20 protein-coding genes are annotated in these 18,686 nt (G+C 73.5%); 7 read left to right on the forward strand and 13 right to left on the reverse strand.

The window, feature by feature from the left end; genetic code table 11:
* Positions 1 to 78: 78 nt before the first annotated feature.
* On the reverse strand, positions 79 to 1,038 hold the full coding sequence (locus ACZ7C5_RS27170) for an asparaginase (protein ID WP_401088590.1): 960 nt from the start codon (positions 1,036 to 1,038) through the stop codon (positions 79 to 81).
* Between the two features lie 73 nt (positions 1,039 to 1,111).
* On the reverse strand, positions 1,112 to 1,732 hold the full coding sequence (locus tag ACZ7C5_RS27175; protein WP_470323628.1) for an RsiG family protein: 621 nt from the start codon (positions 1,730 to 1,732) through the stop codon (positions 1,112 to 1,114).
* Positions 1,733 to 2,297: 565 nt separating this feature from the next.
* Between ACZ7C5_RS27175 and dtd the strand changes: the two genes are divergently transcribed.
* Entirely contained in the window at positions 2,298 to 2,738 is a 441-nt protein-coding gene (dtd, locus tag ACZ7C5_RS27180; protein ID WP_470323629.1) for a D-aminoacyl-tRNA deacylase, read from the forward strand.
* A 112-nt stretch (positions 2,739 to 2,850) separates the two neighbouring features.
* Here dtd and ygfZ read toward each other — a convergent pair whose 3' ends face one another.
* The 3 genes from ygfZ to ACZ7C5_RS27195 all read right to left on the reverse strand — a co-directional run bounded on the left by ygfZ (position 2,851) and on the right by ACZ7C5_RS27195 (position 5,057).
* Complete coding sequence (gene ygfZ, locus ACZ7C5_RS27185; protein ID WP_401088888.1) at positions 2,851 to 3,813, reverse strand: CAF17-like 4Fe-4S cluster assembly/insertion protein YgfZ; 963 nt, start codon at positions 3,811 to 3,813, stop codon at positions 2,851 to 2,853.
* Positions 3,814 to 3,832: 19 nt separating this feature from the next.
* Complete coding sequence (locus ACZ7C5_RS27190; protein ID WP_401088584.1) at positions 3,833 to 4,315, reverse strand: Fur family transcriptional regulator; 483 nt, start codon at positions 4,313 to 4,315, stop codon at positions 3,833 to 3,835.
* Between the two features lie 139 nt (positions 4,316 to 4,454).
* Entirely contained in the window at positions 4,455 to 5,057 is a 603-nt protein-coding gene (locus tag ACZ7C5_RS27195; RefSeq protein ID WP_401088582.1) for a heme-binding beta-barrel domain-containing protein, read from the reverse strand.
* 350 nt (positions 5,058 to 5,407) lie between these two features.
* Here ACZ7C5_RS27195 and ACZ7C5_RS27200 point away from each other — a divergent pair, with 350 nt between their 5' ends.
* Positions 5,408 to 5,770 carry a DsrE family protein gene (locus tag ACZ7C5_RS27200; RefSeq protein ID WP_188300439.1) on the forward strand — a complete coding sequence of 121 codons (363 nt, stop codon included), beginning with the start codon at positions 5,408 to 5,410 and terminating at the stop codon, positions 5,768 to 5,770.
* 16 nt (positions 5,771 to 5,786) lie between these two features.
* Here ACZ7C5_RS27200 and ACZ7C5_RS27205 read toward each other — a convergent pair whose 3' ends face one another.
* From ACZ7C5_RS27205 to ACZ7C5_RS27235, 7 genes are all read right to left on the reverse strand, one after another.
* Complete coding sequence (locus ACZ7C5_RS27205) at positions 5,787 to 6,065, reverse strand: DUF3099 domain-containing protein (protein WP_188300440.1); 279 nt, start codon at positions 6,063 to 6,065, stop codon at positions 5,787 to 5,789.
* 73 nt (positions 6,066 to 6,138) lie between these two features.
* A complete protein-coding gene (locus ACZ7C5_RS27210; RefSeq protein ID WP_030288989.1) occupies positions 6,139 to 6,429 on the reverse strand; it encodes a DUF1416 domain-containing protein in 291 nt (96 codons plus the stop codon).
* Between the two features lie 39 nt (positions 6,430 to 6,468).
* Positions 6,469 to 7,302 carry a sulfurtransferase gene (locus ACZ7C5_RS27215; RefSeq protein ID WP_188300441.1) on the reverse strand — a complete coding sequence of 278 codons (834 nt, stop codon included), beginning with the start codon at positions 7,300 to 7,302 and terminating at the stop codon, positions 6,469 to 6,471.
* Positions 7,303 to 7,537: 235 nt separating this feature from the next.
* The gene (locus tag ACZ7C5_RS27220) at positions 7,538 to 7,618 is read right to left on the reverse strand and encodes an Ms5788A family Cys-rich leader peptide (protein WP_350517234.1); all 81 of its coding nucleotides are present in this window, start codon (positions 7,616 to 7,618) and stop codon (positions 7,538 to 7,540) included.
* Positions 7,619 to 7,843: 225 nt separating this feature from the next.
* Entirely contained in the window at positions 7,844 to 8,578 is a 735-nt protein-coding gene (locus tag ACZ7C5_RS27225) for an LmeA family phospholipid-binding protein (protein WP_401088578.1), read from the reverse strand.
* A 220-nt stretch (positions 8,579 to 8,798) separates the two neighbouring features.
* Positions 8,799 to 10,193 (reverse strand): hypothetical protein, encoded by a 1,395-nt coding sequence (locus ACZ7C5_RS27230; RefSeq protein ID WP_470323630.1) that lies wholly within the window; start codon positions 10,191 to 10,193, stop codon positions 8,799 to 8,801.
* Positions 10,194 to 10,198: 5 nt separating this feature from the next.
* Positions 10,199 to 10,492 (reverse strand): MoaD/ThiS family protein, encoded by a 294-nt coding sequence (locus ACZ7C5_RS27235; protein WP_188300444.1) that lies wholly within the window; start codon positions 10,490 to 10,492, stop codon positions 10,199 to 10,201.
* A gap of 726 nt (positions 10,493 to 11,218) precedes the next feature.
* Here ACZ7C5_RS27235 and ACZ7C5_RS27240 point away from each other — a divergent pair.
* The 5 genes from ACZ7C5_RS27240 to ACZ7C5_RS27260 all read left to right on the forward strand — a co-directional run bounded on the left by ACZ7C5_RS27240 (position 11,219) and on the right by ACZ7C5_RS27260 (position 16,793).
* Positions 11,219 to 11,950 (forward strand): response regulator transcription factor, encoded by a 732-nt coding sequence (locus ACZ7C5_RS27240; protein ID WP_188300445.1) that lies wholly within the window; start codon positions 11,219 to 11,221, stop codon positions 11,948 to 11,950.
* A 126-nt stretch (positions 11,951 to 12,076) separates the two neighbouring features.
* Complete coding sequence (locus tag ACZ7C5_RS27245; RefSeq protein ID WP_401088575.1) at positions 12,077 to 13,135, forward strand: LacI family DNA-binding transcriptional regulator; 1,059 nt, start codon at positions 12,077 to 12,079, stop codon at positions 13,133 to 13,135.
* A 115-nt stretch (positions 13,136 to 13,250) separates the two neighbouring features.
* Entirely contained in the window at positions 13,251 to 14,462 is a 1,212-nt protein-coding gene (locus ACZ7C5_RS27250) for a S1C family serine protease (RefSeq protein ID WP_401088573.1), read from the forward strand.
* 67 nt (positions 14,463 to 14,529) lie between these two features.
* On the forward strand, positions 14,530 to 15,300 hold the full coding sequence (locus tag ACZ7C5_RS27255) for a response regulator transcription factor (RefSeq protein ID WP_188296177.1): 771 nt from the start codon (positions 14,530 to 14,532) through the stop codon (positions 15,298 to 15,300).
* Positions 15,297 to 16,793: a HAMP domain-containing sensor histidine kinase gene (locus ACZ7C5_RS27260; protein ID WP_470323631.1), complete on the forward strand. Its 1,497-nt coding sequence runs from the start codon at positions 15,297 to 15,299 to the stop codon at positions 16,791 to 16,793. The genes ACZ7C5_RS27255 and ACZ7C5_RS27260 overlap by 4 nt, the downstream gene beginning before the upstream one ends.
* A gap of 61 nt (positions 16,794 to 16,854) precedes the next feature.
* Here the strand turns inward: ACZ7C5_RS27260 and ACZ7C5_RS27265 are convergent, their stop codons facing one another.
* Positions 16,855 to 18,651 carry a bifunctional metallophosphatase/5'-nucleotidase gene (locus ACZ7C5_RS27265; RefSeq protein WP_470323632.1) on the reverse strand — a complete coding sequence of 599 codons (1,797 nt, stop codon included), beginning with the start codon at positions 18,649 to 18,651 and terminating at the stop codon, positions 16,855 to 16,857.
* Between the last annotated feature and the right edge of the window lie 35 nt (positions 18,652 to 18,686).

Genomic DNA, 18,686 nt, shown 5'->3' on the forward strand with positions numbered 1-18,686 from the left:
CTCAGCTGTGCGACGGCCCCCGGTCCACCGTGCACCGGCCCGGGGCCGCCCGCACGCCGACGGCGGCCGCCGGGCGCGCTAGAACGCCGCCCGCACCTCGCCGACCGGCACGCCGCCGCCGAACAGCGGGGCGGCGGCGATCCGCTCGACGGTCTCGTCCGCCCCGGTCACCCCGAGCCGGCGCAGCGCGGCCGCCAGCACCGGGCCGCGGGCCCGCTCGCCGCCGTCCTCGATCTTGAAGGCCAGCGCCCGTCCGTCCGGCAGCGCCACCACCTGGACGGCCTCGGCGCCCATCTTGGACAGCGCGCCCGGCACCGCCCGCATCAGCCAGGTGTCGGCCCTGCGGGTGCCGGCCACGTACTCGGGGTGGGCGCGCATCGCGTCGGCGACGCGGCGCGGCGCGGTGCCCTCGGCGGCCAGCACCAGGCCGCGGTAGCCGCGGGCCAGACCGGTCAGGGAGACGGCCAGCAGCGGCGCGCCGCAGCCGTCCACCCCGGCGTGGCCGGCGGTCTCGCCGGTGCCCTCCTCCAGGGCCTCGCGGGCCAGCCGCTGGATCGGGTGGTCCGGGTCGAGGTAGCCCGCGGTGTCCCAGCCGTTGGCCGCGCAGGCGGCCAGCCAGCCGGCGTGCTTGCCCGAGCAGTCCATCAGGATCGGGGCGCGCCGGCCGCCGGCGGCGAGCAGGAGCTCCGCCTCGGTCTCGTCCAGCGGCAGGTCCGGCGGGGTGCGCAGGGCCGACTCGTCGAGCCCCGCGGAGCCGAGGATGCTCCGCACACCGTCAAGGTGAAACGATTCTGCGGAGTGGCTGGAGGCCGCCAGCGCCAGCAGCTCGCCCCCGATCGCCAGCCCGGCCCGCAGCGTGGCCACCGCCTGGAACGGCTTGGCGGTCGACCGCGGGAACACCGGGGCGTCCGGGTCACCGAGGGCGAAATCGACCGAGCCGTCGGCCGCGAGCAGCACCAGGGAGCCGCGGTGGCGGCCCTCGACGAAACCGGAGCGCACGACCTCGGCGAGAACGGGCGCGGTGGCGGGCAGGGGCATGGCGGATGAGCCTTCCGGGGCGAGGGTGGGCCTGGGAGCGAGCCGGGCCCACCGCCCGCGGCGACTCACCCGGTCAGAGCGGCCCTCCCGCGAGCAGGTCGTCGACCCGTGCTTCCCCATCACGGTACCTGCGGGTGATCTCGGCGTTGCAACCGTCGGCCGTGCGCAGCAGCCGCTGGCGCCGTCCCGACACCTCGCGCTCGTGCGCCCGCAGCCGTTCCAGGGCCGCCAGCAGCTCCTCGGCCGGGTGCGCCGCCAGATCGGCGAGCTGGACGTCACCCATCAGCGCGTCCGCCTCCAGCCGGGACTCCCGGGTGCGCGGCGGGCCGAGGGTGACGTGCCGGGCCGAGCGCCGCACCGTGGAGGGCGCGTCGGTCAGGATGGCCGGCAGCCGGTCCAGCAGGTCGCCGGGGACCAGCCCGGGGCCGGACGGGCCTGCCGTGCGGACCGGGCCCACGCCGGGCCGCCGGTCGAGCTCGGCGCGCAGGATGTCCATCCGCCCGTGCAGCAGCCGCCGCAGGTAGGACAGGTCGGCCTCCTGCTCCAGGGTCTCCCGGCGCAGCACCCGCAGCTGGTCCAGGCCCAGCCGTTCCAGGTCGGGCTCGTCCTCCGCGCCCGCCGCCGGGCCGTACGGGCCCCCGGGGGCCCGCGCCACCGGCCCGGACCGGTCCCGCGCCGCGCTGCTCGCGTCCATCACCCAACCACCTGACGTCGTCCGATCCCGCCCGCTCGCGGCTCCCGTTCCCGCCGCCGGTCCTGCCCGTCCCCCGACGGGCCGCGCGTCCCGTCCACCGGCACACCCGGGAGCCCCCGGAGGTTCCGGCCCCCGGCCGCGACCGCCCATCGGGCGGCACCGCCGGAACGCTGACCCACCGGCCCGACCGCCCGGCCGAACCCCGGCCCGGCGCGGCGGACCTCCTGGCGCCCCGGACCCTTCGTACGGTCCACCAGCGTGCCACCCCGCCCGGCGCGCGCGCACTGCCCGTGCACCCGAACGGCCCCCTGGCGAACGGGGGTGGCTGATATGACCGGCCCTTTCCGCAGGGAGAGTGGCGCCCGATTCAGCGCAGGCGTGCACGCCAGGGCGTGCGCCTCCGATGTACGCGCCCCAGGGGTGCGCCCCGAGGAGGCCGCCGGGACGCGCGGGAAGGCTGCGACGGCGAGGCCGGACACGGAGAGCGCGGGGAGGACGCAGGGAGGGCACGGGGAGGCCGCTGGGGCCTTCCCGGGGCCGTGCGGCGCTCCGGCACAATGGCGGCATGCGAGCAGTGGTGCAGCGAGTGACCGAGGCCCGGGTGACCGTGGCCGGTGAGACCGTCGGCGCGATCGAGGGGCCCGGGCTCTGTGTCCTGGTGGGCGTCACCCACGACGACACCCCCGCCAAGGCCGCCCAGCTGGCCCGCAAGCTCTGGACGCTGCGGCTGCTGCCCGCCGACGAGGACGGCGTGGAGCAGTCCTGCTCCGATCTCGCCGCCCCGCTGCTGGTGATCAGCCAGTTCACGCTCTACGGCGACGCCCGCAAGGGCCGCCGCCCCACCTGGAACGCCGCCGCCCCCGGCCCGGTCGCCGAGCCGCTGGTGGAGGAGGTGGTGGCCCGGCTGCGCGAGCTGGGCGCCAAGGTGGAGACGGGCCGGTTCGGCGCCGACATGCGGGTGGCGCTGGTGAACGACGGCCCGTTCACCGTCCTCGTCGAGGTCTGAGCGGCCCCTCCCGCGAGACGGCCCGCCGCAGGACCGCCCGCCGCGGGGCGATCCACTGCGGGGCGATCCACGGCGGGGCGATCCACGGCGGGGCGATCCACTGCCGGACGGTCTACTGCGGGACGATCACGTCCTGGGTGCCCGGCACCGTCCCGGCCAGCAGCACCACGTCCACCGGGACGTTCCGCTTGACGATCGCCATGGCGATCGGCCCCAGCTCGTGGTGCCGGGCCGAGGAGGTCACGAAGCCCAGCGCCCGCCCGTCCGGGTCGGTGGCCAGCCGCACCTCGGTGCCGTGCGGGGGCAGCGTCTCCTCGGTGCCGTCCAGGTGCAGGAAGACCAGCCGGCGCGGCGGGCGGCCCAGGTTGTGCACCCGGGCGACGGTCTCCTGGCCGCGGTAGCAGCCCTTCTGGAGGTGGACGGCGGTGCCCAGCCAGTCCACCTCGTGCGGGATGGTCCTGTGGTCGGTCTCGAAGCCCAGCCGGGGCCGGTGGCCCTCGATCCGCAGCGCCTCGTACGCCCAGACCCCGGCCGCCGGGCCGTACCCGGCGGTGAGCTTCTCCAGCTCGGCGCGCGGCACGAACAGGTCGCGCCCGTAGGGGAGTTCGCGGACGGCGGCGGCACCCTCGACGGCGGCGGTGGAGCCGGCCGGCAGGTGGACCACGGCGTACTCGGCGGTCGCGTCGGCGACCTCCACCCGGTAGAAGAACCTCATGCTCTCCAGGTAGGCCACCAGCGCGCCCTGGGTGCCCGGCTCGACGTGCGCCCAGGTGGTGGTGCCGTCGTCCACCAGGTAGAGCGCGTGCTCGACGTGCCCGTTCGCGGAGAGCACCAGCGCCTCGGCGGCCTGCTGCGGCGGCAGCCCGCTGACGTGCTGGGTGAGCAGCAGGTGCAGCCAGGCGAGCCGGTCGGCGCCGGTGACGGTGACCACGCCGCGGTGCGAGAGGTCGACGAAGCCCGTGCCCTGCGACAGGTTGCGTTGCTCACGGAAGATGTCGCCGTAGTGGGCGGCGACGCCCTCGTCGGCCCCCTCGGCGGGGACGGCTCCGGACAGGGCAAGCAGCGGGCTCTTCACACCGGTCATACCGGCCAGCTTACGACCGGTCCCCGGCGAGCTTGGCGGTGCAGTCGGCACAGCGGCCGAAGATGGCGAAGTGCTTGAGGTCGGTGTCGAAGCCGTGCCGCTCGCGCAGGCTCTCTATCAGCGGCTGGGCGATCTCGGTGCCGGTCTCGGTGACCTCGTCGCAGTCCCGGCAGACCAGGTGCAGGTGGTGGTGGCGGCCGGCCAGGTGGTAGGTCGGGGCGCCGTGGCCGAGGTGGGCGTGCGAGACCAGGCCCAGCCCCTCCAGCAGCTCCAGGGTCCGGTAGACGGTGGAGATGTTGACGCCGCTGGCGGTCCGGCGGACGTGGCAGAGGATGTCGTCGGGGGTGGCGTGGTCGAGCACGTCGACGGCCTCCAGCACGAGCTGCCGCTGCGGGGTGAGGCGGTAGCCGCGCTCGCGCAGGTCGGCCTTCCAGTCGTCCGAGAGGTGCCAGTCGCCGGAGAGCTGCCAGTCGGTGGTGCCGGTGTCCGCCACGGTCCTGTCCCTGCCAAACGTCGGGGGTCCTGGGACAAGTGTAGGGACCGGCCGGCGGCCGGTCCCTACCTCGTGCGCGGAAGTGCCGGCGACCCGATCAATTCGAGCCGGTCACTTCGGGCCGGTCACTTCGGGCCGGTCACTTGAAGAACGCGATGCCGTCGTCCGGCAGGTCGTTGATGTCCTTGATCAGCTGGGCCGGGCTGAGCACCTTGCGCAGCTGGGCGGACATGTACGGACGCAGCGGCACGTTCGGGGCGGCCTTCTCGCCGACCCAGAGCAGTTCGCCGTTGACGAAGCCGTACAGCCGCTTGCCGCCCGAGTACTCCGGGGAGCCCTCGATCCGGGCCACCGCGTCGGTGGAGACGTCGACCTGCGGCTTGCCGTCGGCCAGTTCGCCGTACCAGATCTCGACCGTGCCGTCGTCGCGGACGGAGGAGATCTCGATCCCCCGGACACCGCTGGTGCCGTCGTTGTTGCTGGTGATACGCCAGAACGCGTGCTCGTTCTCCAGCGGACGGACCTTCTCGCCCTCGGCGTCCAGCACCCAGGTCCTGGAGCGGAACTCCAGGAAGGGGCGGCCGTCGTGGCGGATCACGATCTCCTGGCCGAAGTTGCACTTCTCGGCGCCCGCGCCCCCTTCACCCGGCAGCGGGGCGTAGACGCCCGCGCCTTCCCAGGTGCCGAGGAGGAAGGCGAGCGGCACGACGTCCTTGTGGAGGTCAGAGGGGATCTCGATCATGTTCCTGGTCGCTGTCGTCGTCGGTGTGGGGCTGCCTCAACCGTACGGCAGGCTCAGCGCTGGCCCTGGTACAGCTTCATCACCGAGAAGATGGCGAACCAGGTGATCAGCACGGCCATGAGGGCCAGCAGACCGTCGAAGAAGATTTCCAGACCGGACACGGGTGGCTCCCAGGCGGCGACAGTGTGGTGGATTTTGCTCCGCTCACTCTATCCGCCGTGCTCCGGCCGTTCGCGGTGAGCCCCACCACGTAGCCGTTCGCGCCGCCCTTCCCCCCGGCTGCCCAAGCTTTGCCCAAGGCTTCCCGGGATGCCGGACGGCGGGGGCGGCGGGACCTCTAAGGTGGCGCCATGCCGAAGAAACTCGTCATCAAGGTCACCGCAGGGGCGGACGCGCCGGAGCGGTGCTCGCAGGCGTTCACGGTCGCGGCGGTGGCCGTCGCCAGCGGGATCGACGTCTCGCTCTGGCTGACCGGGGAGTCCTCCTGGTTCGCGCTGCCGGGCCGGGCGGCGGAGTTCGAACTGCCGCACGCGGCGCCGCTGCCCGACCTGCTGGAGTCGATCCTGGCGGCCGGCTCGGTGACGCTGTGCACCCAGTGCGCGGTCCGGCGCGGGATCGAGCAGAAGGACACCGTCGAGGGTGTCCGGATCGCGGGCGCCCAGGTCTTCGTCAGCGAGATCATGGCCGACGGCGTCCAGGCGCTCGTCTACTAGGAGCCGTCCCGAGGCTCTAGGAACCGTCCCGAGGTTCGTGGTCGGGGTGGTCCCGGTCGTGGCCGGGATCGTCCCACTTCGGGTCGTCCCAGCGCGGGTCGTCCCACCAGTCGTCGTCCGGGTCCCGCTTGTTGGCGAACACCGCGGCGGCGGGCGGGATCACCATCGCGACCACGCACATGCCGATCGCGGCGCCCACCGAGAAGAACCGCACCACGCCCCAGGCCATGACGAACAGGCCCAGGCACACGCCCATCATGGCGAAGTAGTAGCGACGCCGCCGCCTTGCCTGCACCCTTCCACGGTACGGCCGAGGGCCCCTGCGCGGCAGGGGCCCTCGGGGTGGTCCGGGAACGTCGTGGCGCCGGTCAGACCGCGATCGCGACCTCGACGGCGGTGCCCTGGGAGGCCACCACCTGGCGGTCCACGGTCTGCCCGGGCACCAGCGCGCGCAGGGTCCACTTGCCCGGACGGGCGAAGAACCGGAACTGGCCGGTCGCCGAGGTGGGTACCTCGGCCGTGAACTCGTTGTTCTCGTCCAGCAGCCGGACGTAGCCGTTGACCGGCTCACCGTCGCGGGTCACCGAACCCTGGATGATCGTCTCGTTCGCCACGTCAACTCCTGCCAGGTCCGGGCCGCCGGCCTTCGCACCGCACATGTCTGTACTTCCCTTCTGACTTACGGGTCGAGCCGGGGCTCAGTTGCCGAGCTCGATCGGCACGCCGACCAGGCTGCCGTACTCGGTCCACGAGCCGTCGTAGTTCTTGACGTTCTCCTGGCCGAGCAGCTCGTGCAGCACGAACCAGGTGAGCGCGGAGCGCTCGCCGATGCGGCAGTAGGCGATGGTGTCCTTCGCCAGGTCGACGCCCTCGGCCTCGTACAGCGCCTTGAGCTCGTCGTCGCTCTTGAAGGTGCCGTCGTCGTTGGCGTTCTTGGCCCACGGGATGTTGCGGGCGCTCGGCACGTGGCCGGGGCGCTGCGACTGCTCCTGCGGGAGGTGGGCCGGGGCGAGCAGCTTGCCGGAGAACTCGTCGGGCGAGCGGACGTCGACCAGGTTCAGGCTGCCGATGGCGGCGAGCACGTCGTCGCGGAAGGCGCGGATCGAGGAGTCGACGGCCTGCGCGGTGTACTGGGTGGCCGGGCGGGCCGGCACCTCGGCGACCAGGTCGCGGGAGTCCAGCTCCCACTTCTTGCGGCCGCCGTCCAGCAGGCGGACGTCGCCGTGGCCGTACAGCTTGAAGTACCAGTAGGCGTACGAGGCGAACCAGTTGTTGTTGCCGCCGTACAGGACGACGGTGTCGTCGTTGGCGATGCCCTTGGCGCTGAGCAGCGCCTCGAAGCCGGCCTGGTCGATGAAGTCGCGGCGGACCGGGTCCTGGAGGTCCTGCCGCCAGTCGATCCGGACGGCGTTGCGGATGTGGTTCTTCTCGTACGCGGAGGTGTCCTCGTCGACCTCGACGATGACGACCTTCGGGTCGTCCAGGCGGGCCTGGACCCAGTCGGCGTCGACCAGGACGTCGCTGCGGCTCATGGTGGTGTTCTCCATCCGAGGGCGGTTGTGCGGAAGGTGCTGCTCAGGAGGGTGCTGCGAGGACGCCCAGATGGGTGCGGTCCGAATTCCCGTCCGAATACCGGGACGAGGAGGGTGGACCGGTGCGACCGGGCGGGGAGCTGCGGAGTACGTCGGCGCCAGCCCGCTCACAGAGCCGGGCGCGGTTGCCGGGAAGATCGGCGGCGGGCGTCAACTGCCCTGCCGGGGCGCCGAGTCAGCGCATTCGACACAGACAGGCGGCCACGCGGCACAGGTCTACCGCCCGCCGCTTCGTGAGGTCCGTCTGTCGCTTCATGCCGACGATGCTAGGGACACCGGAGGCCCGCTGTCATCAGCGTATCGAATGCTGGGATCGAAACGACCGCATCGTGGGATATGGCCTCGGTCCGGCCCGCCGGGGCCCGCCCGGAAGCCCTCCGGCGGCACCCCCGGGGCGGAAACGACACCGCTCCGCGGCCCGCGCTGGACAGCGCGTCTCGCGGAGCGGAACGATTCGGCAGGGCCCGGAAGGGGCCGGGGATCAGCCCAGGAGCTTGACGTCCCTGCCGTCGAAGGTCAGCTGGAGGCCCTCGGGCAGCGGGGTCACGCCACCGCCCCCGCCGTCCTTGTCGGCCAGTCCCAGCCCGGCCGGCAGCGGGTCGAGGGTGAAGCTCATCGGCTCGATCTGCTGGCTGGTGACACCGGCCACCGCCCCCACCAGCGAACTCAGCCGGAAGCCGTCCACCGTGACGGTGTTCCCCTTGTTGTGCACGGTGCCCTCACCGATCGCGAGCGGCCCCAGCGAGGCCTTGATCTTGCCGGGACCGGCGTAGGACAGGCTCAGCCGGGAGCTGCCGCCCACCGGCAGCTTGGTCCCGTGCAGCAGCTCGGAGGCGGGCGGCAGCAGCTGCGCGAGGTCCGGGTAGGAGATCACCCCGCTGCCGGTGCCGCTCTCCACCGTGGCGCTGTTCATGCTGTCGCTGACCTTGACCCCGGCGAGCTTGGCCTTGAACGAGTGCAGTGCCACCTGGTGGCCGCCGTCGCCGACGGTCAGGCCGTCGGAGGAGATCCGGACGTCGTCCAGCCTCATCGACAGCACCTGGGTGAGGAACGGGAAGCCCTCGATCGACACGTCCGGGCGCTGGCTCATCCGGCCGCTCTTCACGATCCGGTCGGCGGCCTCGTCCTCGGCCACGCCGACCGCGATCCGGTCGGCGCCCAGCAGCAGGCCGGAGAGCACCGCCAGGCCGATCGTGGCCTTCAGCCATCCGCGCATCGTGTCCCCCGTCGTCGCCGGTCGCCGCCGGTCGTCCGCAGTCGTTCGCAGTCGTTCGCAGTGGATCTCAGTGGGTCTCAGTGGGTCGTTCGCCGCTCCGTGGCGGGCGCAGGACGCGCCCGCTCCCGCACGACCGTACGACGTCCCGCCCCGGAACATGGTTCCGGGGCGGGACCGGGCCCGCCCGGCCCAGCCGACGCGGCCGGGCCGGACAGGAGGATCAGGCCAGCAGGTCGGTGGCGATCCAGATCAGCGGCGCGGCCACCGCCAGCGGCAGCGCCACCCCCGCCGTCATGTGCACGAAGCGGGACGGGAAGTCGTACGCCGCGACCCGGCGGCCGACCAGTGCGCCCAGCCCGGCCAGCAGGCCGAGCGCCACCGGCGCGCCGACCAGCAGGCCCAGCACCACCGCCGCGGCCAGGCCCAGCACCGGGCCCAGCTGCTTCGGGCCCGGCAGCGGCGCCGCCGCCAGCACGGTGGCCAGCGCGACCGCGCCCACCCCGGCCGGCACCCAGTCCGCCAGCAGCAGCATGGTGCCCAGCGCCGTCACCACAGTGGCGGAGCCGAGCACGGTCAGCGCGTAGAACCGCTCCTTCGGGTCCGACGGGCGGAACGTCTGGAGCACCAGGACGAGCAGGAAGAACCCGCCCAGGGTGCCCACCACGGCCGCCACGCCGCCGTCGGAGTCCGCCAGCAGCACCGAGACGTCCGCGACGAGCCCGGCCAGCGCGGCGAGCAGGATGCCCTGCCGGGCCGGCCACATGCCGTTCAGCCGGAACCAGCCGGCCGCCGTCAGCAGCTGGAGCGGCGCGAGCACCAGGGCCAGGGCGATCTGGCCGAGCGCGGCGCCCCCGGCCAGCAGTGCGGCCGCGCCGGCGGTGATCAGGGCCGGCCGCAGGCCCGGGTCGATGATCGGCGAGCCGGTCCGGCCGGGCGGGCCCGCGGGCTGCGCGGCCGGCGGCGGGACGGCCGCGTACGGCGGCGCGGCGGGGGCGCCCGGCGGGCCTGCCGCCCGGCCCGGGCCCACCGGGCCGGGCGCGGTCGGGCGCTTGAGCGTCATGGTCGGCGGGTCGAAGGCGTCCGCCGCCTGCTGTGCGGGGGCGGGCTGCGGCGCCGGGGCCGCGTGCCTGGCCCGCGGCCTCGACGGCTGCCTGAGCTGCACCGTCGGGTCCGGCTGGGGCTGAGGCTGGGCCTGCGGCCGGGACCGCCCCGGCCGCTGAGGCTGGGCCTGCTGAGGCTGCTGGACCTGTTGGGCCTGGTGCTGCCGCGGTGCGACCGGCGGCACACCGGACACCACCACCGGCGGCAGCAGCGCCGTCGTCTCGACGTCGTCCACCGCCGGCACCGGCGGCAGCAGGGTGGTCGCGTCCGCGTCGTCGAACGCGGGCACCGGCGGCAGCACGGTGGTCGCCGCCGCGTCGTCCACCGGGTAGCCGTACGGCGGCCGGTGGCCCGAGTGCTGCGGCGGGAAGGGCTGGTGCTGTTGCGGGTGCTGCTGGTGCCGCGGCTGGTGGGGGTACCGCGGTGGCTGCGGTGCCTGGGGCTGGTGGGGCTGCGGCGGCCACTCGTCGTGGCCGCCGTGGTTCGGATGGTTCGGGTTGTTCATGTCCGTCACGCCGCTCAGCCTCCCGCGAACGGCGGGAGGACCTCGACCGTCCCGCCCTCGGTCAGGGCGACGGCCGCGTGGTCGCGGCCGCCCACCTGGGCACCGTCGACCAGGTACGAGCAGTGCCCGAGCAGCCGGACGAGCTTCGGCCGGCCGGCGTGCCGCTCCCTGGCCGCCGCCAGCGCCTCCGCCAGGGTCGCCGCCTCGTACGGCTCCTCGGCCAGCCCGGCCTCGGACTTCGCCGCCGCCCAGTAGCGGATCGTCCCGCGCACCCGGGCTCCGCTCGCGGGCTCGGTGGTCGCGCCCATCGGGCCACCCCTTCTCGTCGTCCTCGCCCGGCCCCGGTGCCCCGGTCCGGTCCGCCACCACGGCACCCGCACGGCCACCCGAACGATGGACCCGAACAGCGCCGACGATGTGCGTCCCATGATGGCGTGTCCGCCACCACGAGCGGCAATCGCCCTGGCCGGACGGACACGGAGCACGCACCGGCCTTCCACCCGACCGCCACCGGGGGACGCCGGACCGGCACTCGAAGCTGTGTCCAGCCTCACCCGGCGCACGCCCGATTCGGGCGAACCGCCGGATTGGGGCACTCCCGGCCCGGGGGGTGGTCGGCTATCCTCGACCACCTAGAGGGATCCGGGCAGAGTCGCCCCCGGGTCCTTTTGTGCTTCCAGGACGCCAGTACGGACGTTCTTGCGATTCGTCGGCCCACCTCCGACGCGCCGCGGGAACCCGCCTGACGCGGCACAACGACGTGCCCCGGCCGGGCCGGGGCGTCGCCACCCGGCACCGGGCCGCCACCCGGCACCGGACCAGACCGGAGGGTTCACGGTGAGGAACAGGGCAGGAACGGTGCGCCAGGGGTCGCGGGACCCCCTGCGGACCCGCCGTCGCGCCCGGTACGCCGTCCACTCCCCCGGCGCGCCGCGGGCGACCGTCGTCCGCTCCTCCCCCTCAGCACGTGCGCCATCCGGCTGTGGCGGCAGCCGTCACGTGACCGCGACGACCCGGAAAGGGGACCACCGGGTATGAGTTCTCTCCTCCTCCTCACCAACGCGCTGCAACCCTCCGCCGAGGTGCTGCCCGCCCTCGGCCTGCTGCTGCACAACGTCCGGGTGGCCCCCGCCGAGGGCGCCGCCCTCGTGGACACCCCCAGCGCGGACGTCATCCTCGTCGACGGCCGGCGCGACCTGCCGCAGATCCGTAGCCTCTGCCAGCTGCTGCGCTCCACCGGCATCGGCTGCCCGCTGATCCTGGTGGTCACCGAGGGCGGCCTGGCCGCCGTCACCGCCGAGTGGGGAATCGACGACGTCCTGCTGGACACCGCGGGCCCGGCCGAGGTCGAGGCCCGGCTGCGGCTCGCGCTCGGCCGCCTCCAGGTCGTCACCGACGACAGCCCGATGGAGATCCGCAACGGCGACCTCTCGGTCGACGAGGCCACCTACTCCGCCAAGCTCAAGGGCCGGGTGCTCGACCTCACCTTCAAGGAGTTCGAGCTGCTCAAGTACCTCGCCCAGCACCCCGGCCGGGTCTTCACCCGGGCGCAGCTGCTCCAGGAGGTCTGGGGCTACGACTACTTCGGCGGCACCCGGACGGTGGACGTGCACGTCCGGCGGCTGCGCGCCAAGCTCGGTGTGGAGAACGAGCAGCTGATCGGCACCGTGCGCAACGTCGGCTACCGCTTCGTCGTCCCGGAGAAGCCCGAGAAGGGCGAGCGGCCGGAGCTCGCCCAGCGCCCCACCACCCCCCTGGACGTCTGAGGCAGGGCCGGGCGGGCCGACTCCCGCCCGGCTTGTCCGGCTTCCTCCCGGAGCCGCCCGCCGGCCTGCCGGACGGGGCCCCAGGTCCCACTGCCGCCCCGGAGAGCACACGCGTAGACTCCCCCCGTGGCCAAAGTGACGCGCGACGATGTAGCCCGACTGGCTGGTACCTCGACCGCGGTCGTCAGCTACGTCATCAACAACGGGCCGCGCCCGGTCGCGCCCGCGACCCGGGAGAAGGTCCTCGCGGCGATCGAGCAGCTCGGCTACCGGCCGAACAGCGTCGCCCAGGCGATGGCCTCCCGCCGCACCAACCTCATCGGCATGGTCGTCCCGGACGCCCGCCAGCCCTTCTTCGCCGAGATGGCGCACGCCGTGGAACGGGCCGCCTCCGAGCGCGGCAAGCTCGTGCTGATCGGCAACTCCGACTACGTCGACGACCGCGAGGTGCACTACGTCCGCGCCTTCCTCGGGATGCGCGTCTCCGGCCTGATCCTGGTCAGCCAGGGCCCCTCGCAGCGCGCCGCCGAGGAGTTCGCCGCGATGGAGGGCGCCAAGGTGGTGCTGCTGCACCGCCGGCCCGAGGCGATCGACGACGTCGCCGTGGTCACCGACGACGTGGCCGGCGCCGAGGCGATCGTGCGCCACCTGCTGGAGGTGCACGGGCACCCGTACGTGGCCTGCTTCGGCGGCCCGGTCGAGTCCCCCGCCCCCGGCGACCCGGTCATCGACCACGTCGAGGGCTGGCAGCGCGCCATGGACGCGCACGGCGTCCCCACCGAACCGCACCTGATCGACGCGCCCTTCCACCGCTACGGCGCCTACGACGTCGCGCTCGGCGTGCTGCGCTCGCCGGACCGGCCGCGGGCGATCTTCTGCTCCACCGACGACCAGGCGATCGGCGTGCTGCGGGCCGCCCGCGAGGTCGGCCTGCGGGTCCCTGAGGACCTCGCGGTGGCCGGCTTCGACGACGTGCCGGAGGCCGCGCTGGCCGACCCGCCGCTGACCACCGTCGCCTCCGACCGCGACGCGATGGCCAGGGCCGCCGTGGACCTGGTGCTGGACGACTCGCTGATGGTGCCCGGCTCCGACACCGAGCGGGTCCGCACGTTCCCGTCCCGGCTGGTCATCCGCCGCTCCTGCGGCTGCTCGGGCGACGGCCCGAGCCGGTCCGTACCGGAATAGTCGATTCCGCTCGGCGGACTGCCTGACCAGGCTTTATGAGAAGTCAACGGGCTTCTCTCCCCGTTCTGAGCCGGTTCTCATGAAGTCCTCATGCACCGGGCCGAGCTTGGTCGGCATGACCGAACAGCAGCAGCACCCCGACGAGCAGTACCGCCCGTACCGGCCCGACGAGCAGTACGGCCCGTACCAGGCCCAGGCGCAGTACGGCCCGTACCAGGCCGACGAGCCCCGGGTGATCGAGGGCACCGTGCTCGGCACCGGCCCGGCCGCCGGCGGCCCCGGCAGCGGCGCTCCGGCCGGGTACGGCCCCCACGACGACCACTCCGGCGGAGGCTTCGACGGACCGCCGCCCCCGCCGCCGATCCCGCCCGAGCCGCCCACGATCCTCGGCCCGGGCTCCCCCGAGGGCCCCGGCGGCCACGGCGGCCGGGCCCGGCGCGGAGTGCTGCGCGGCCGGCTCGCCCTGGTCACCGCCGTCGCCGCGATCGCCGCCGTCCTCGGCGGGGTCACCGGCGGACTGGTCACCGCCGACCGGCAGAGCAACGGCGACCGCGTCGGCACCGTCGCCAGCCCCGTCTCCGCCCGCTCCGACGGCAGCGCCGACGTCCCCGCCGTCGCCGCCGCGGTCTCCCCCAGCACCGTCCAGATCACCGTCAAGAGCGGCAACGGCACCTCGACCGGCACCGGCGTCGTCCTGAACACCGACGGGCAGATCCTCACCAACTACCACGTGATCGACACCGCGACCGCCGGCGGCCGGATCACCGTGACCTTCAAGGACGGCTCCAGCGCCCAGGCGACCGTCACCGGCACCGACAAGGCACTCGACGTCGCCGTGATCACCGCGACCGGCGCGAAGAACCTCACCCCCGCCGTCCTCGGCGACTCCTCCGCCGTGGCCGTCGGCGACCCGGTCGTCGCCATCGGCAACCCCGACGGCCTCACCGGCACCGTCACCTCCGGCATCATCAGCGCCGAGAACCGCGACGTCACCGTCAAGCTCGACGAGGGCACCACCGGCAGCAACGGCGGCTTCGGCCTCCCGTACCTGCCCGGGCTCCGCGGCACCGCCCCGCAGCCCGACAACGGCAGCACCACCACCTACAAGGCCTTCCAGACCGACGCCGCGCTCAACCCCGGCAACTCCGGCGGTCCGCTGATCAACGCCAACGGGCAGGTCATCGCCATCAACTCGGCGATGTACGCGCCGAGCGGCTCCGGCTCCTCCGACAGCGGCTCGGCCGGCAGCGTCGGCCTCGGCTTCGCCATCCCGATCGACGACATCAAGCAGGTTCTGCCGAAGCTCCAGGCCGGCCAGAGTCTGTGAGCCACACTTCCTGAGACGGACAATTGCCCCAGCAGGCCCTCCACCCGACGAGAAAGGGCACCCGCCCATGACCCCGTCCGCCGACGACCGCACCACCGCCGAGGCCGGCCACCCCTCCGCCCGGCTCCTCGTGGTCGACGACGAACCCGCCCTCCGGGACGCCCTGGAGAGCAGCCTCGCCTTCGAGGGATACGAGGTCGCCACCGCCACCGACGGCTACGAAGCCCTGGAGTCCGTCGAACGCGACCGGCCCGACCTGGTCCTGCTGGACATCATGATGCCCCGGATGGACGGCCTCACCGCCGTCCGCCGGATGCGCTCGCGCGGCGACACCGTCCCGGTGCTGATGCTGACCGCCCGCGACGCCGTCGGCGACCGCGTCACCGGCCTCGACGTCGGCGCCGACGACTACCTCGCCAAGCCCTTCGAACTGGACGAGCTGCTCGCTCGCGTCCGCGCGCTGCTGCGCCGCAACGCCCTCGCCGCCGAGGCCGCCGCCCGCGCCGCCGTCGAGGACGCGAGCGAGGTGCTCGCCTTCGCCGACCTGCGGATGAACACCGCCACCCGTGAGGTCACCCGGGCCGGCAAGCCGATCGAACTCACCCGCACCGAGTTCATGCTGCTGGAGATGTTCCTCGCCCACCCCCGCCAGGTCCTCACCCGCGAACAGATCCTCAAGGCGGTCTGGGGCTTCGACTTCGAGCCCTCCTCCAACTCCCTGGACGTGTACGTGATGTACCTGCGCCGCAAGACCGAGCAGGGCGGCATGCCCCGGCTGATCCAGACCGTACGCGGGGTCGGCTACGCCCTGCGCCCGGCCACCGGCCCGAGCGCGTGAACAACGTTCCGCCCCCGCCGCTGGCCCCGCCGCTGGTCCCGCCCCGCACGTCCGGCCGCCGGCAGCGCATCCTCCGCTGGTACCGCTCCCGCTCGCTGCGCAGCCGGCTCACCTTCCTGAGCGCGGCGGCGGTGGCGGTGGCGATCGCGCTGTCGGCGCTGGCGTGCTGGTTCATCGTGGAGAAGCAGCTGTACGACCAGGTGCGGACGGATCTCGCCGGCGCGCCGCTGGGCATGCCCGGCAGGGGGGACCTCACCTGCTACGACACCCCGGAACACGCGCTGGAGCGCCAGCCCGTCAGCAGCCAGCAGGCACTCACCGGAGCCGCCCCCCGGGACACCCAGTTCCTCGCGTACGGGAAGGGCGTCTGTCTGCCCCCCGGCGCGACCAAGGCGATCGTGACCGAGCCGAAGGACTCCGCCGTCTTCCAGCTCAAGCCCGGCCAGTCGGTCATCCGGGAAGGCCGGTACACCAACGGGGATCCCGCGCTGATCCGGCTGACCATGGACCCCAGGTACACGGTGCCGGTCGTGGTCATGGTGGCCACCCCCACCCAGCCCGTCGAGGACTCCCTCCAGAGCCTGGCCGTCCTCCTCGGCTCCGTCTCCGCCGGCGGCATCCTGCTCGCCGCCGTGGCCGGCCGCCTGGTCGCCCGCTCCGCCCTCAAGCCCGTCGACCGGCTCACCGACGCCGTCGAGCACATCGCCAGGACCGAGGAGGTCGGCACCACCATCCCGGTCCACGGGGACGACGAGATCGCCCGCCTCTCCACCTCGTTCAACTCGATGAGCACCGCCCTCGCCAACTCCCGCGAGCGGCAGACCCGGCTGATAGCCGACGCCGGGCACGAGCTGCGGACCCCGCTGACCTCCCTGCGCACCAACGTCGACCTGCTGATCCGCAGCGACGACACCGGCCGCCCACTGCCCCCGGCGACCAAGACCAAGCTGCTCGGCAACATGAAGGCGCAGATGCGGGAACTCACCGTCCTGATCGGCGACCTGCTCCAGCTATCCCGCCCGGACACCCCGAAGAGCGGCCCGGCCCCCACCGTGGTCGCCCTGCACGAGATCGCCGCCCGGGCCGTCGAGCGGGCCGAACTGCGCGGCCCGGGGCTGGTCTTCGAGACCGACACCGAGCCCTGGTACGTGCACGGCGACGCGGCCGGGCTGGAACGGGCGGTGATCAACCTGCTGGACAACGCGGTCAAGTACAGCCCGCCCGGCGGCACCATCGACGTCCGGCTGCACCAGGGCGTGCTGACCGTCCGCGACCACGGCCCCGGCATCCCGCCCGAGGAACTCCAGTACGTCTTCGACCGGTTCTGGCGCTCGCCGTCCTCGCGCCAGCTGCCCGGTTCCGGTCTCGGGCTGTCGATCGTCGCGCAGAGCGTCCGGGAGGCGGGCGGCGAGGTGACCCTCGGCCCGGCCGCCGACGGCGGTCCCGGCGCGCTGGCCACCGTCCGGCTGCCCGGCGGCCCCGCCCCGGAATGACGGAGGAGCGGGCGGGGCGCCCCGACGGCGCCCCACCCGCCCTCTCAGGGCCGGCTCACGGTCAGTCGAGGTCGCTGCCCGGGCCGATGACCTTGATCCGGTCCTGCGCCGGGGCCTGGAGCGGCGAGGCCGCCGAGCTGTGGCCGCTCAGGTAGGCCGCGAAGACATCCAGGTCCGAGGCGCCGACCAGCTTGTCGGTGCCGGCCGCGAAGGCCGGGAAGCCGTCGCCGCCGCCGGCCAGGAACTCGTTGGCCGCGACGCGGTAGGCGGCGGCCGGGTCGACCGGGGCGCCGTTCAGCCGGACCGAGTCCAGGACCACCCGGTCCGCACCGGTCCTGCGCAGGTCCAGGGTGTAGTGCAGGTTCGACGACACCTGGAGGATCTTCGGCGCCGCGGCGTTGGAACCGCTCACCTGCTGCTGGAGCAGCTGGATCAGCTGGGCGCCGGTCAGCGTCTTGACCTGCATCATGTTGGTGAACGGCTGGACGGTGAACGCCTCGCCGTAGGTCACCACGCCGTCGCCCTCGCTGCCCGAGGCCTTGTGGACCAGGTCGGCGCGGATGCCGCCGGGGTTCATGAAGGCGACCTGCACGCCGCCCTTGTCCGCCGGGGCGAGCCCGGCGAGCTGCGCGTCGGCGATCACGTCACCGAGCGGCTTCTCCAGGTCGCTGTTGCCACGGCCGTTGATGTCCGAGGCGATGTAGCCGATCGGACGGTTGGCGATCGGGGCGGCCAGCTTCTGGTAGTGGTCGACCAGCGCCGTCAGATCGGACGCCTTCTCCGTGCGGCGCACCACGTGGTTCTCGGCCTTGACCGAGGGACGCACGATCTCGCCGGTGGTCTTGTCCAGCTTCATGTCGATCTGGGTGAAGAGCCGGCCGAAGGAGGCGGCACTGGTCACCGAGCGCGGGACGCCGTTGGGGTCGGGGATGCTGCAGGCGTACGCGTTGTGGGTGTGGCCGGTGACGATGGCACCGACCGCCGGGTCGATCTTCCGCGCGATGTCGACGATCGGACCCGAGATGCCCTGGCCGGCCGCGCCGCAGTCGTAGTTGTAGACGCTACTGGCCGGGTAGCCGCCCTCGTGGATCAGCGCGACGATCGAGTTGACGCCCTTGGCCTTGAGCTCGGCGGCGTACTTGTTGATCGTGGTGACCTCGTTGGCGAACTTCAGGCCCTTGACACCCTCGGCGGTCACGATGTTCGGCGTGCCCTCCAGGGTGACGCCGATGAAGCCGACCTTCACGCCCTGCGACTTGGTCACCCAGTACGGGGCCAGCACCGGCTTGCCGGTCTTCTCGTTGGTGACGTTGGCCGACAGGTAGTTGAAGTTGGCGCCCTTGAACGTGCGGCCCGGCTCGTAGCAGCCGTCCGTCGGGTGGCAGCCGCCGTCCTGGATGCGCAGCAGCTCCTGCGCGCCCTCGTCGAACTCGTGGTTGCCCACCGCGCTGACGTCCAGGCCGAGCTTGTCCATCGCCTCGATGGTCGGCTCGTCGTGGAAGAGCGCCGAGGTGAGCGGGCTGGCTCCGATGATGTCGCCGGCCGCGACGGTGATCGAGTCGTCGGCCGGGACGCGCGCCCTGCGCAGCTCGGTGGCCAGGTACTCGATGCCGCCGGCCGGGGTCGCGACCTCCTTGCCGGTGGCCGGGTCGATCTCCTTGATCGTGCCGGACGAACCGGCCGGGGGCTCCAGGTTGCCGTGGAAGTCGTTGATCGCCAGCAGCTGGAGGTTGACGGTCTTGTGGCGCTTGGCGTTGGCGTCGGCGGCCTGGGCGGCCGTCGGCACGACCACCGTGCCGAGCAGACCTGCGGCGGCGACGACGGCGAGCGCCGTCCGTCGGGATCTGACGGTGAGCATGAAGGGTTCCCCTGCACCTCGGAGGAGCACCGGCG

The sequence above is a fragment of the Kitasatospora sp. NPDC036993 genome (assembly GCF_055607525.1).